This is a genomic window from Streptomyces sp. S4.7, from assembly GCF_010384365.1.
In the GTDB taxonomy this organism is placed as follows: Bacteria; Actinomycetota; Actinomycetes; order Streptomycetales; family Streptomycetaceae; genus Streptomyces.
Map to the genome: position 1 here is coordinate 524679 of NZ_CP048397.1, position 12641 is coordinate 537319.

General features: G+C 70.7%; 12 protein-coding genes and 2 pseudogenes. 8 read left to right on the top strand and 6 right to left on the bottom strand.

Translation table 11 applies throughout. The features are described 5' to 3' along the window. Nucleotides 1-408: a BlaI/MecI/CopY family transcriptional regulator gene (locus SSPS47_RS02210; RefSeq protein WP_147875671.1), complete on the bottom strand. Its 408-nt coding sequence runs from the start codon at nucleotides 406-408 to the stop codon at nucleotides 1-3. A 135-nt stretch (nucleotides 409-543) separates the two neighbouring features. Between SSPS47_RS02210 and SSPS47_RS02215 the strand changes: the two genes are divergently transcribed. Continuing rightward, complete coding sequence (locus SSPS47_RS02215) at nucleotides 544-1119, top strand: TerD family protein (RefSeq protein ID WP_164248289.1); 576 nt, start codon at nucleotides 544-546, stop codon at nucleotides 1117-1119. A 104-nt stretch (nucleotides 1120-1223) separates the two neighbouring features. Here the strand turns inward: SSPS47_RS02215 and SSPS47_RS02220 are convergent, their stop codons facing one another. The 3 genes from SSPS47_RS02220 to SSPS47_RS35135 form a co-directional block, all read right to left on the bottom strand. Further along, on the bottom strand, nucleotides 1224-2507 hold the full coding sequence (locus tag SSPS47_RS02220; protein ID WP_164248291.1) for a cation:proton antiporter: 1284 nt from the start codon (nucleotides 2505-2507) through the stop codon (nucleotides 1224-1226). Between the two features lie 6 nt (nucleotides 2508-2513). After that, nucleotides 2514-2999: a TrkA C-terminal domain-containing protein gene (locus tag SSPS47_RS02225; RefSeq protein WP_078078737.1), complete on the bottom strand. Its 486-nt coding sequence runs from the start codon at nucleotides 2997-2999 to the stop codon at nucleotides 2514-2516. Nucleotides 3000-3334: 335 nt separating this feature from the next. After that, nucleotides 3335-3613: a hypothetical protein gene (locus tag SSPS47_RS35135; RefSeq protein ID WP_239065203.1), complete on the bottom strand. Its 279-nt coding sequence runs from the start codon at nucleotides 3611-3613 to the stop codon at nucleotides 3335-3337. Between SSPS47_RS35135 and SSPS47_RS02230 the strand changes: the two are divergent. The 3 genes and pseudogenes from SSPS47_RS02230 to SSPS47_RS02240 all read left to right on the top strand — a co-directional run. Next, nucleotides 3563-4126: pseudogene (locus SSPS47_RS02230) on the top strand (sensor histidine kinase); the annotation flags it as partial. The gene SSPS47_RS35135 and the pseudogene SSPS47_RS02230 overlap by 51 nt on opposite strands. Continuing rightward, nucleotides 4123-4890, top strand: a complete 768-nt coding sequence (locus SSPS47_RS02235) for a response regulator transcription factor (protein ID WP_164248295.1) — start codon at nucleotides 4123-4125, stop codon at nucleotides 4888-4890. The pseudogene SSPS47_RS02230 and the gene SSPS47_RS02235, both read left to right, overlap by 4 nt. Nucleotides 4891-4976: 86 nt before the next feature. Beyond that, nucleotides 4977-5837, top strand: a complete 861-nt coding sequence (locus SSPS47_RS02240) for an ABC transporter substrate-binding protein (protein WP_164248297.1) — start codon at nucleotides 4977-4979, stop codon at nucleotides 5835-5837. A gap of 74 nt (nucleotides 5838-5911) precedes the next feature. Here SSPS47_RS02240 and SSPS47_RS02245 read toward each other — a convergent pair whose 3' ends face one another. Then, nucleotides 5912-6127 carry a hypothetical protein gene (locus SSPS47_RS02245; protein ID WP_164248299.1) on the bottom strand — a complete coding sequence of 72 codons (216 nt, stop codon included), beginning with the start codon at nucleotides 6125-6127 and terminating at the stop codon, nucleotides 5912-5914. Nucleotides 6128-6415: 288 nt separating this feature from the next. Here SSPS47_RS02245 and SSPS47_RS02250 point away from each other — a divergent pair. Beyond that, nucleotides 6416-8848, top strand: a pseudogene (locus SSPS47_RS02250) (beta-L-arabinofuranosidase domain-containing protein). A 292-nt stretch (nucleotides 8849-9140) separates the two neighbouring features. Next, on the top strand, nucleotides 9141-10865 hold the full coding sequence (locus SSPS47_RS02255; RefSeq protein ID WP_164254349.1) for a coagulation factor 5/8 type domain-containing protein: 1725 nt from the start codon (nucleotides 9141-9143) through the stop codon (nucleotides 10863-10865). Nucleotides 10866-10980: 115 nt separating this feature from the next. On the opposite strand, the gene SSPS47_RS34680 is transcribed toward SSPS47_RS02255, so the two are convergent. Then, nucleotides 10981-11130, bottom strand: coding sequence for a hypothetical protein (locus tag SSPS47_RS34680; RefSeq protein ID WP_167756268.1), 150 nt, complete (start codon nucleotides 11128-11130; stop codon nucleotides 10981-10983). Between the two features lie 195 nt (nucleotides 11131-11325). Here SSPS47_RS34680 and SSPS47_RS02260 point away from each other — a divergent pair, with 195 nt between their 5' ends. Together SSPS47_RS02260 and SSPS47_RS02265 are read left to right on the top strand one after the other, a co-directional pair. Beyond that, nucleotides 11326-11808 carry an NUDIX domain-containing protein gene (locus tag SSPS47_RS02260; RefSeq protein WP_164248301.1) on the top strand — a complete coding sequence of 161 codons (483 nt, stop codon included), beginning with the start codon at nucleotides 11326-11328 and terminating at the stop codon, nucleotides 11806-11808. 33 nt (nucleotides 11809-11841) lie between these two features. Beyond that, entirely contained in the window at nucleotides 11842-12603 is a 762-nt protein-coding gene (locus SSPS47_RS02265) for a glycoside hydrolase family 75 protein (protein ID WP_164248303.1), read from the top strand. Nucleotides 12604-12641 lie beyond the last annotated feature (38 nt).

Consider the following 12641-nt stretch of genomic DNA (forward strand, 5'->3'; position numbering starts at 1 on the left):
TCAGTCCTCCGTCCCGTCCTCGGGAAGACCGAGGAGGTCGCGCAGCAGCCGTTCGTCGTCCGGCGAGAGCGTGGTGACGAAGCGCGCCAGTACGGCTTCGCGGTCCGACTCCGCGTCCAGCACGCGGCGCATCCGCAGCGCGGCGAGCCCCGCCTCGTCGGAGGTGGCACACCATTCGAAGAACCGGCCCACCCGTTCGCGGGTGACGGCCCGTTTGGCCTGGAGTCTGGTCAGGATGGTCATGACCGTCGTGTACGCCAGGTCCCCGCCGAGCCGGTCGAGCACCCAGCCCGCGTTGACCGGCCCCGGCGCCTGCCGCAGCACGGCGAGCACCTGGGCCTCCAGCTCGCCCTGGCCGCGCCGCCGCGGGCGGTCGCCCGGGACGTCCGCGCCGCTCTGTTCCCTCATGCCGTCTCCCTCCGCCCACCCTCGTCCGGAGCCATCCGGCGCAGCCCCGGCGTGGCGGCTTCGCAGCTCCGCACACACTTCTACAGTGTTGTAGATTTTTATTCCCGTCACCAGCTCGACCCCAGGAGGAGCAGCGTGGGAGTTTCCCTGTCCAAAGGCGGCAATGTATCGCTCACCAAGGAGGCACCGGGACTGACGGCCGTCCTGGTCGGTCTCGGTTGGGACGTCCGCACGACGACCGGTACCGACTACGACCTGGACGCCAGCGCGCTGCTGGTCAACGAGGCCGGGAAGGTCGGCACCGACCAGAACTTCGTGTTCTACAACAACCTCAAGAGCCCTGACGGTTCGGTCGAGCACACCGGTGACAACCTCACCGGTGAGGGCGAGGGCGACGACGAGGTCGTCAAGGTGAACCTGGCCGCCGTGCCCGCCGAGATCACCAAGATCGTCTTCTCGGTGTCGATCCACGACGCCGAGAGCCGCGGCCACAGCTTCGGTCAGGTCCGCAACGCCTTCATCCGCGTGGTGAACCAGGACGGCGGCGTCGAACTCGCGCGCTACGACCTCAGTGAGGACGCGGCGACCGAGACCGCCATGGTCTTCGGGGAGCTGTACCGCAACGGCGCCGAGTGGAAGTTCCGCGCCGTCGGCCAGGGTTACGCGAGCGGCCTGTCGGGCATCGCCGCCGACTTCGGTGTCGGCGTCTGAGCCTTGACGGCTCGCCCGTAGCGGTACACGGAGGGGTTCGGAGCGCGCCTCACGCGCTCCGAACCCCTCCGGCGTGTCCAGGGCCCGCGGCCCGGGACCGGGCCTCAGCCGTGCGAATGAGCCGTGTCGGTCGGTCCGGAGGCGGTGGGCGCCTCAGCGGTGGGCGCCTCGGCGACCGGCTCCTCGGCGGCGGACTGGTCCGGGACGGCCGGCGCCTTCGGCGAGGGCGTCGGCGAGGACTTCCGGGAGAAGCGCCGGGCGAGCGGTTCGGTCCAACGGGCGGCCAGCGGGCCAAGGATGACCAGGATCAGTACGTAGGCGGTGGCCAGCGGTCCGATCCGGGGCTCCACGCCCACGGCCAGTCCCGCGATGACGATGGAGAACTCCCCGCGCGCGACGAGCGTGCCGCCCGTACGCCAGCGGCCGGCCGTTTTCACGCCCGCTCTGCGCGCCGCGTACCAGCCCGTGGCGATCTTCGTCAGCGCGGTGACGACGGCCAGGATCAGTGCGGGCACGAGCACCGGCGGTATGGCGGCGGGGTCGGTGTTCAGTCCGAAGAAGACGAAGAACACCGCGGCGAAGAGGTCACGCAGCGGCGCGAGCAGGTTGTGGGCACCTTCGGCCACTTCCCCGGAGAGCGCGATGCCGACGAGGAACGCGCCGACGGCGGCCGAGACCTGGAGCTCCTGGGCGACGCCCGCGACCAGCACGGTGAGGCCGAGGACGACCAGCAGCAGCATCTCCGGGTTGTCGGAGGAGACCGCGCGGCTGATCAGCCGGCCGTGGCGCAGCGCGACGTACAGCACGACGCCCACGCTGCCGAGCGAGATGAGGAGCGTGAGGCTGCCGCCCGCCAGGCTCAGTCCGGCCAGCAGCGCGGTGAGCAGCGGCAGATAGACGGCCATCGCGAGGTCCTCGATGACCAGGACACCGAGGATGACGGGGGTTTCGCGGTTTCCGAGCCTGCCGAGGTCGCCGAGCACCTTGGCGATGACGCCGGACGACGAGATCCAGGTGACGCCCGCGAGGGCGACGGCGGCGACGGGGCCCCAGCCGAGCAGGAGCGCGGCGACGGCGCCGGGAGTCGCGTTCAGTACGAAGTCGACGATGCCGGAGGGGTACTGCGTCTTGAGGTTGGTGACGAGTTCGGAGGCGCTGTACTCCAGCCCGAGCAGGAGCAGGAGCAGGATGACACCGATCTCGGCGCCCGTGGCGATGAACTCCTCACTGGCGGCCATGGGGATGAGGCCACCGTGACCGAAGGCGAGCCCCGCCAGCAGGTAGAGCGGGATGGGCGAGAACCCCACCCGCCCGGCGAGCCGGCCGAGCAGGCCCAGGCCGAGGATGACGGCCCCGAGTTCGATGAGCAGCGCGGTCGTGTCGTGCACGGGCGATTATCCTCCGGTGATCAGTTCGGCGACGGCGTCCACGCCTTCCCTGGTGCCGACGACGACGAGCGTGTCCCCCAGTGCGAAGCGGAAGTCCGGAGTGGGCGAGGGGACGGCGTCGGTGCGGCGCAGGACGGCGACGATGGACGCGCCGGTGCGGGCACGGGCCTGGGTGGAGCCGAGTGTGCGTCCTGCGAAGGGGGAGCGTTTGGTGATCGGGATGTGCTCGGTGACGAGGTCGATCTCCAGATGCTGGTGCAGGTGCCCCACCGGGTCGGGCATCAGGAGTTTGGACAGTGCCGTCGCCTCGTACGGGGCCAGCGGTGTGGAGTCCTTGCAGTTGTCGTCGTCCTCGGGGTCGTGGAAGGCGACGATGCGGCGCCCGTCCTGGTGCACGACGACCGAGATGTGGCGGCCCGAGTCGGTGTTCAGGTCGTAGCGGGTACCGACTCCGGGCAGGGCGGTCTTGCTGACGTGAGCGGTGTGCTCCATAGGAAGGCGCTCCATGCGGGCATGCGTTGGCGGTGTGCGGGCGCGAAGGCCCCTTGCGTGGAATTCTCCACCATGCGGCGCGGCAGGGACCTGTCAGTCGTCGGCGGCCGGCCGCGACGCTAACGGGGTGCGGGTGCGCTCGTCCATGAGTCGCCCCTCCGCCTCGACCACCGATCGGCAATGAGCAGCCCAACGCTCAACCGAGCGACGACGGCTCGTGATCCATTTTATCGTAAAATAAAATGGGCTGATTGCGGTGGTTGATAAGGGTATTGGCAGGTATCGCCAGGGCCGTCAGGGGTGCCCGTACCGCCCGCGCCGTCCTCCGCCGCCGGTCAGGACGGAGGCGGGGTGCCGCGCCGTATGTGGTCCCGGTTCGGGTCGAAAAGATGCCCGGCCGCCCCGGAGACCACGAGCCCGCCCGCGAGCATGAGCCCGTGTCCCAGCGCGATGCCCAGCCCGAGCAGGCCGAGCCCGACAGCCAGGGTCAGCCACGCGGCGCCGCGCCGGTACTCCCGGGGACGGCAGGGCAGTCCCTGCTCGAAGGCGGCGGCGAACCGCGGCTCGAACTGCGGCGCGTCGCCGACCGGGCCCCCGAGCCGCTGCGGGACGATCTGCTCCAGGTGCAGGAGACCACCAGGGACAGCCTGGACGAGATCCGCAGGAGCGCCCGCCGGCTGCGCCCCGGCGTACTGGAGGAGCCGGGGCTGATCAGCGCGCTCAAGGCGCTCGCGAACGAGACCACCACACACACCGAACTCGCCGTCAGGCGCAGCTTCGACAGCGATCTCCCCGCGCTGGACCAGGAGGTCGAACTCGTCCTCTACCGGGTCGCCCAGGAAGGGCTCACCAACATCATCCGGCACGCGCGGGCGCGCCATGTCGGCGTGGCGCTGCACCACGGCGCGCTCGGACTCGAACTGCTGGTCAGGGACGACGGGCGCGGGATCGGTACGGCCCCCGAGGGCGCCGGCATCCGGGGCATGCGCGAGCGCGCGCTGCTGATCGGCGCCGAGGTGTCGGTGGGCGACGCGCCGGGCGGCGGGACGGAGGTACGGCTGCACGTACCCGCCGCGCACATCGGACCGGCGACGCATCTGACGAACGGGAGCCACAGACTGCCATGACCGACCCCACCTCCCGACACGGCTCCGGCTCAGGCCCCGACCGCGGCGCGGGCCACGGACACGGCTCAGCCTCCGGTCCCGAACGCGGCGCGGGCCCCGCTCCCGCCTTCGAGCCGGTGCCGACGCGCATCCTGCTCGCCGACGACCACGCCCTCGTCCGGCGCGGGGTGCGGCTGATCCTCGACGGGGAGCCGGACCCTACCGTCGTCGCGGAGGCGGGCGACGGCGCCGAGGCCATCGAGATGGCCCGCGAACACCGCCCCGATCTGGCGATCCTCGACATCGCGATGCCCAGGATGACCGGCCTCCAGGCCGCCCGCGAACTCTCCAGGCTGCTGCCGGACACACGCATCCTGATCCTCACGATGTACGACAACGAGCAGTACTTCTTCGAGGCGTTGAAGTCCGGCGCGAGCGGCTACGTACTCAAGTCGGTGGCGGACCGCGACCTGTTGGAGGCGTGCCGGGCGGCGACGCGCGACGAGCCGTTCCTCTATCCCGGCGCCGTCACCGCCCTCATCCGCAACTACCTGGACCGGGTGCGCCGGGGCGAGAGCATCCCGGAGAAGGCCGTGACCGTACGGGAGGAGGAGATCCTGAAGCTCGTCGCCGAGGGCCACTCGTCCAAGGAGATCGCCGAGATGCTCGTCATCAGCGCCAAGACGGTGGAGCGCCATCGGGCCAATGTGCTCCAGAAGTTGGGGCTCAAGGACCGGGTGCAACTGACCCGGTACGCCATCCGCGCCGGTCTCATCGAGCCCTGACCGGCGTACGGTTGGAGTCCCGGCGCGGTCCGCCGGGCAGGGTCACACTCAGGCACCGCACCACGAGAGCGGAATGAGGCGACGCCATGTCCTCGTACGGCGGCTGGGAGTTCACCGACGATCGCGGCCATCCGGCCTTCGCGGACCGACCTCCGGTCCGGGTGGTGGCCTACATACAGGCGGGCGCGACCCTGTGGGACCACGGTCTGCGGCCCATGGGCGTCTTCGGTTCCCACCACGACGGCGACTCCCCCGACCCCGCGAAGGCGGGCGGGCTGCCGCTCGACAGCACCCGGGACTTCGGCGCGGGCAGTTCGGTCGACCCGGAAGCCGTCGTCGCCGCCGAGCCCGATCTCGTGGTCGCCGTCGGCCACGGCGACGGTCAGATCTACGGCATCGATCCGGAGGCGGCCAAACATCTGGAGGAGCGGGTGCCCGTGGTCGTGATCGAGGTGGGCAAGGACCGGCCGCTGGACGGGATCAGGGACCGGTTCACGGCGCTCGCCCGCGCGCTCGGCGCACCGCGGGAGCCCGACGAGCAGGATCTGGAGTGGGCGGAGGCCCGGCTCCGCACGCTCACCGCGCGGCCCGCCGCGGCCCGGGTGCTCGCCCTGTCGGCCGCCGGGCCCGGCACCGTACATCTCGCGCGGCCCGGCACCTGGCCGGACCTGCGGGCGCTGACGGCGCTCGGTGTCGATCTGCTCGATCCCGGACACGGCGCGGGCGGCAACTGGCTGACCACCAACTGGGCGCAGGCGCTCGCGCTCGAACCGGACGTGGTGCTCGGCGACGTCCGGGCGAACGCGGCCACACCCGACACGCTCAGGGACGACCGGCAGTGGCGGGCGCTCCAGGCGCGGGTGCGCACGGTGGCGTGGAATCCGGAGGCGCCGCGCAGCCACCGGGGGCACGCGCGGTTCGTGGACGCGGTGGCCGCGGCGCTGTAGCCGCTGCCGCCCGGCCGTGGAGGCGGCGTGTCGGTGCGTATCGGTGGCGGCTGCGACCTTCTCCGCATGACACGTCACACAGACACCCGCCGGCCGCTCGGGCCCTGCCGGTACGGACCGTGGAGGTCCGCGCCGTACGGCGTCGAGGCGCAGGCCCTCCTCGCGGGAGACGCGGGGCGCAGCGACTCGGGATCCCCGTCGTGCTCCCCCGGGCGCAGGTCGAAAACGGCCTGCCCCGCCGCATCGAGTTCGAGGGTCCTGCGCGCCAGGTTCCGCTCGAAGCTGCCCACGCGGTTCAGGGCGAGCCGCTCGTCCCGACCTTCCTCGCATATCACCGCATGGCGTCGGGCCCGCGCCCCGGGCCGACGTTCCGGGCCCGACGTTACGGGCTCGCACTCCGGGCCGCCGCCCCGGCGCGGCAGTCGGGCCCGGGAGTCCGCTGCCGCCTCTCCCGCCGCCTGTCGTCAGGCGCCCGTGTCAGGCATCTGGACACGGCAGGGGCGCCGTGCCGTGATGCCAACTGCCGCCGTTTCCAACGTTGTACAGACCTTGGCCGATGCTTGTGGACGGGAGACCCAATGACGCTCGACAGACGACATTTCCTCGGCACCGGCGCCCTCGCGATCGGCGGTGCGGGTCTGGGACCCATGGCGCCGACAGCCGCGGCCGTCGCCCCGGCACGCGGCGGCTGGTACACGCCGAACGCCGCACCGCTCGCCCCGACCGCGTTCCAGAAGCTGCCGCTGGGCAGCGTCACCCCGCGCGGCTGGCTCACCGGCCAGTTGCGTCTGCTGCTCGACGGCCTCTTCGGCCGGTACGCGGAGGTCTCGCACTTCCTGCGGTTCGACGACTCCGGCTGGGTGCACCCCGAGAAGGCCGGCTGGGAGGAGGTCACCTACTGGCTGCGCGGCTATGTGGACCTGGCCGCCCTCACCGGCGACCCGGCGGCCCTCGACACCGCCCGCCGCTGGATCGACGCGATCATCGCCACCCGGCAGCCCGACGGCTTCTTCGGCCCGACCCGGCTCCGTACGGCGCTGAACGGCGCTGAACGGCGGCCCGGACTTCTGGCCGTATCTGCCGCTGCTCCAGGCGCTGCGCTCGCACGAGGAGTTCACCGGGGACGAGCGCGTCGTGCCGTTCGTCGTGCCGTTCCTGCGCTACATGAACGCGCAGGGTCCCGGCGCCTTCAACTCCAGCTGGGTGTCGAAGCGCTGGGGCGACGGTCTCGACATCGCCTTCTGGCTCTACAACCGCACCGGCGAGTCGTTCCTGCTCGACCTCGCGGACAAGATGCACACCCACGGCGCCAACTGGGTCGACAACTTCCCCGACCGCACAACGTCAACATCGCCCAGGGCTTCCGTGAGCCGGCCCAGTACGCGCTGCGGACCGGCTCCGCCGAGCTGACCCGTGCCACGTACCGGAGTTACGCCGCCGTCATGGGCGCCTACGGCCAGTTTCCCGGCGGCGGTTTCGCCGGGGACGAGAACTCCCGCCCCGGCTTCGACGACCCCCGCCAGGGCTTCGAGACGTGCGGCACGGTGGAGTTCATGGCCAGCCACGAACTGCTCACCCGGATCACGGGTGACCCGGTGTGGGCCGACCGCTGCGAGGAGCTGGCCTTCAATCTGCTGCCCGCCGCCACCGACCCGCACGGCCGGGGCATCCACTACATCACCAGCGCGAACGGCGTCGAGCTGGACAACACCACCAAGAACCAGGGCCAGTTCCAGAACGGCTTCGCCATGCAGGCGTACAAGCCGGGCATCGACACCTACCGCTGCTGTCCGCACAACTACGGCATGGGCTGGCCCTACTTCACCGAGGAGCTGTGGCTCGCCACGCCCGACCGGGGGCTCGCGGCGGCGATGTACGCGCCGAGCCAGGTGCGCGCGAAGGTCGCCGACGGCACGGAGATCACCGTCACCGAGGACACCGACTACCCGTTCAAGGAGACCGTCACCCTCACCGTCAACACGCCCGGACGCGTCACCTTCCCGCTCCACCTGCGGATCCCCGGCTGGTGCGCGGATCCCCGACTCACGGTCGCCGGACGGCGCGTGGCCGTACCGGGTGGCCCGCGGTTCTTCAAGGTCACGCGCGAATGGCGGGACGGCGACCGGGTGACCCTGCGGCTTCCGCAGCGCACCACCGTCCGCACCTGGGACGACAACCACGGCTCCGTCAGCGTGGACCACGGACCGCTCACGTACTCCCTTGAAGTCGGCGAGCGGTACGAACGGTTCGCGGGCACCGAGGACTTCCCCGAACTCTCGGTGCACCCCACCACCCCGTGGAACGTCGGTCTCGCGCCGGACCCGCTCAGAGGACTGCGGTTCACGGCCGACGACGGACCGCTGGCCGCGAACCCCTTCACCCACGAGGGCTCGCCGGTACGGATCACCACGTCGGCGCGCCGTATCGAGGAGTGGGTGGCCGACGACCAGCGTGTCGTCGCTCCCCTCCAGGACAGTCCGGCCCGCAGCACGGCGGCGCCCGAGCCGGTGACACTGATCCCGATGGGCGCGGCCCGGCTGCGGATCACCGCCTTCCCGACCGCGTCACCCGGCGGGCGTGCCTGGACGGCGGAGCCGCCGTACCGCCGGATACGGAACAAGCACAGCGGCAAGGTGCTGGGCGTGGAAGGGATGTCGCTGGACGCGGGCGGTCGTGTCGTGCAGTTCGACAACACGGGGACGGCCGACCACGCCTGGCAGCTGTCCCCCGCGGGCGGCGGCTGGTTCCTGATCCGCAACGGCAACAGCGGGAAGATCATCGGCGCCGAGGGCGGATCGACGGCCAACAGCGCGCGGGTCGTGCAGTTCGAGGACGACGGGAGCGGCGACCATCTCTGGCAGCTGGTCGACCGGGGCGAGGGCTGGTCGCTGATCCTCAGCCGGCACAGTGGAAAGGTCCTGGGCGTGGACGGGATGTCGACGGCCAACAGCGCGCAAGTGGTCCAGTTCGAGGACAACGGCACGGACGACCATCTCTGGCAGCTCGTCTGACCGGCCCTCCCCGCTGCGGGCCGACCGTACCGGTGACCGCCGACGGCCAACTCGTCGGCGCTCACTTGTTGTTCACAGCTGAACCCGTGACGGTCCATCTGTTCACAACTCTTGACGTGTACGAAACAGCGGAGCAGCATCGGCCGTGCACTCAGAGAGCGCTCTCTGGAGATTCACGGAGGGCTCTTGAGGTGTTCCCCCCACCGTTCACGACTCAGGAGAGATGCCCGTGCACGCTCCCCCCATCGACTCTCCGGCGCTCCGCGGCACCTCACGGCCGTCCCGCCGCGGGCTGGCGGCGGCGCTCGCCGCCACCCTGGCCGCGACCCTGCTGGCCTTCGTCCCGAGCAGCCCCGCGCACGCCGACCCGATCGAGGGCGGCGGTGATCTCGGCCCCAACGTGATCGTGTTCGACCCTTCGACGCCGAACATCCAGGGCAAGCTCGACGAGGTCTTCGAGCAGCAGGAGTCGGCCCAGTTCGGCTCCGGCCGCTACCAGTTCCTGTTCAAGCCGGGTACGTACAACGGCCTGAACGCCCAACTCGGCTTCTACACCTCGGTGTCGGGTCTCGGACTCTCGCCCGACGACGTCAGCATCAACGGTGACGTGACCGTGGACGCCGGCTGGTTCAACGGAAACGCCACCCAGAACTTCTGGCGCTCGGCCGAGAACCTGTCGCTCAACCCGGTCAACGGCACGAACCGCTGGGCCGTCTCACAGGCCGCCCCGTTCCGCCGTATGCACGTCAAGGGCGGGCTCAATCTGGCGCCCGACGGATACGGCTGGGCCAGCGGCGGCTACATCGCCGACAGCAAGATCGACGGCAGCGTGGGCCCGTACTCCCAGCAGCAGTGGTACACCCGCGACAGCTCGGTCGGCGGCTGGCAGAACGCCGTGTGGAACATGACGTTCTCCGGTGTGGAGGGCGCGCCCGCGCAGAGCTTCCCGGACCCGCCGTACACCACACTGGAGACGACCCCCACCTCCCGCGAGAAGCCGTTCCTCTACCTGGACGGCGACACCTACAAGGTGTTCGTGCCGGAGAAGCGCACGAACGCGCGCGGGGTGACCTGGGACAGCGGGGCACCCGCGGGCTCGTCCATCGATCTGAACCAGTTCTACGTGGTCAAGCCCGGCGCGACGGCGCAGACCATCAACGCCGCGCTCGACCAGGGCCTCAATCTGCTCTTCACGCCCGGCGTCTACCACGTTGACGAGACGATCAACGTCAACCGTCCCGACACGGTCGTCCTCGGTCTCGGCCTCGCCACGGTCATTCCCGACAACGGGGTGACGGCGATGAAGGTCGCCGACGTGGACGGGGTGAAGCTGGCCGGGTTCCTGATCGACGCCGGTCCGGTCAACTCCGAGACGCTGCTGGAGATCGGACCCGAGGGGTCGTCCGCCGACCACGCGGCCAACCCGACCACGGTCCAGGACGTCTTCATCCGGATCGGCGGAGCCGGTCCCGGCAAGGCCACCACCAGCATGGTGGTCAACAGCGACGACACGATCATCGATCACACCTGGGTGTGGCGGGCGGACCACGGTGACGGGGTCGGCTGGGAGACCAACAGGGCCGACTTCGGCGTACGGGTGAACGGTGACGACGTCCTGGCCACCGGCCTGTTCGTCGAACACTTCAACAAATACGACGTCGAGTGGTACGGCGAACGCGGCCGGACGATCTTCTTCCAGAACGAGAAGGCGTACGACGCGCCCAACCAGGCGGCGATCCAGAACGGCGACACCAAGGGGTACTCCGCCTACCGGGTCGACGAATCGGTCGACGAGCACGAGGGCTGGGGGATGGGGAGTTACTGCTACTACAACGTCGATCCCACGATCCAGCAGCACAACGGCTTCTCCGCGCCGGTCAAACCCGGTGTGAAGTTCCACCATCTGCTGGTCGTCTCGCTCGGCGGGCAGGGCCAGTACGAGCGGGTGATCAACGACATCGGCGAACCCACGTCCGGGACGTCGACCGTCCCCTCGGTCGTGGTCCAGTTCCCCTGACCGCGCCGACCCGCGGCCGGCGCCGGTAGCGGAACCGGCACCCCGTGGGCAGGGCCCGGCCTCATCATGAGGCCGGGCCCTGCCGTGCGCGGGTACCGCTCCGGTTCAGTCGTGGTCAGCGCCTGCCTCCACGCAGCTTTCCGAACAGGCGGCGGGCCTGTTCGCGCTTCCTCGGGTCCGACGAGGCCGCGCGTGCCTGACCGATCACGCGCTGCCCCTGCGGACTGCGGGTGAAGGCCTTGATGCGGTCGATGATTCCGGGCATGCCGTCTCCTGCGCTTCGATGACACCGACGACCCCGCTGAAGGGCCTCGGACTACGTCTACCCCCTCAACGCTGCGAGACTCCCATTACGTTCCCATTGCCTCCCCTTTACCTTCGGGAAGGCTTCGAAGGACCCCGCTGCCCCGCATGCGCTCCCCCGATGGCGACGGCACGCGACCCCCCTCAGACTGACGTGATGTCAGGGAAGCGAAGCGCGGGACTCCTTCTGTACCGGGTCACGGACGCGGGCACCGAAGTGCTCATCGGGCACATGGGCGGCCCGTTCTGGGCGGGGCGCAGCCGGGCCGCGTGGTCGATCCCCAAGGGTGAGTACGGCCCCGACGAGACGCCCGAGGACGCCGCCGACCGGGAGTTCGAGGAGGAGGTGGGTCACCCTCCGCCCACCGGGCACCGGGAGCCGCTGGGCGAGACCCGCCAGTCGGGCGGCAAGACCGTCACCGTATGGACCGTCGAGGCCGACTTCGATCCCGCGCTGGCCGTATTCGGCACGTTCACGATGGAGTGGCCGCGCGGGTCCGGCACCGAGCGGGAGTTCCCGGAGTTCGACCGGCTCGACTGGTTCTCCCTGGAGGACGCCGTGGAGTTGCTGGTGACGGGGCAACGGATCTTCCTCGGCCGGCTGGCTCTCTTCTTGGAGAGCCGCGACGACAGGCCGTAAGGCGCCTTCGAGAATCCGAAAGGGAACGTCTCCGTGCATCACACCGCGCGTCTCTACGCCACCGCCGGCGCCGTACTGCTCACCGCTTCGGCCCTGCCCGCCTCCGCGCACCCCGCCAGGACGCTCGACACGACGCATCTGCCGCCACCGCCCGTACCCGGCGCGGGGGCGCCCGGCCCGCCGGTCACCGACGGATCGCCCCGGCTGGAGGGCTCGGTCACGGCGGCGGCGCTGCGGGCGAAGACCCGGGACTGCTCGCGCGTCTCGAAGGGGCTGTACCGGACCGACCGGGGCAGAACCGCCGACGTCCCCGTGTGCGGCGGGAAGGGCGCCGTGTTCTGGAAGGCCGACCTGGACGTCGACTGCGACGGCCGGGTCACCGCCCGCTGCAACAAGAAGACGGACCCCTCGTTCCACGGGAACACGGCTTTCCGCCAGTCGGACGGCAAGCCGCTGAACGCGGAGAAGCTGCCGTACGTCGTTATCCCGGAGCCGAGCGGGACCTGGGACCACGCCGCGTCCGGCATCCGGGGCGGCGGGGTCGCGGCGGTCGTCCACGGGGACCGGGTGGAGTACGCGGTGGTGGGCGACACCGGGCCGACCGGGCTCGTCGGGGAGGCGTCGTACGCCGCGGCGCGCTCGCTGGGGATCGATCCCGATCCCGCGCGGGGCGGCGTCCCCTCCGGGGTGACGTACATCCTGTTCAAGGACTCCGAGGTGACGCCGATCGAGAGCCGGACGTCGGCGGTGCGGCTGGGCAGCGAACTGGCCAGGAGGTTCCTTCAGGAGGACTGACGGGCGTTCACGGTACGGACATCCTCGGTACGGAGGCG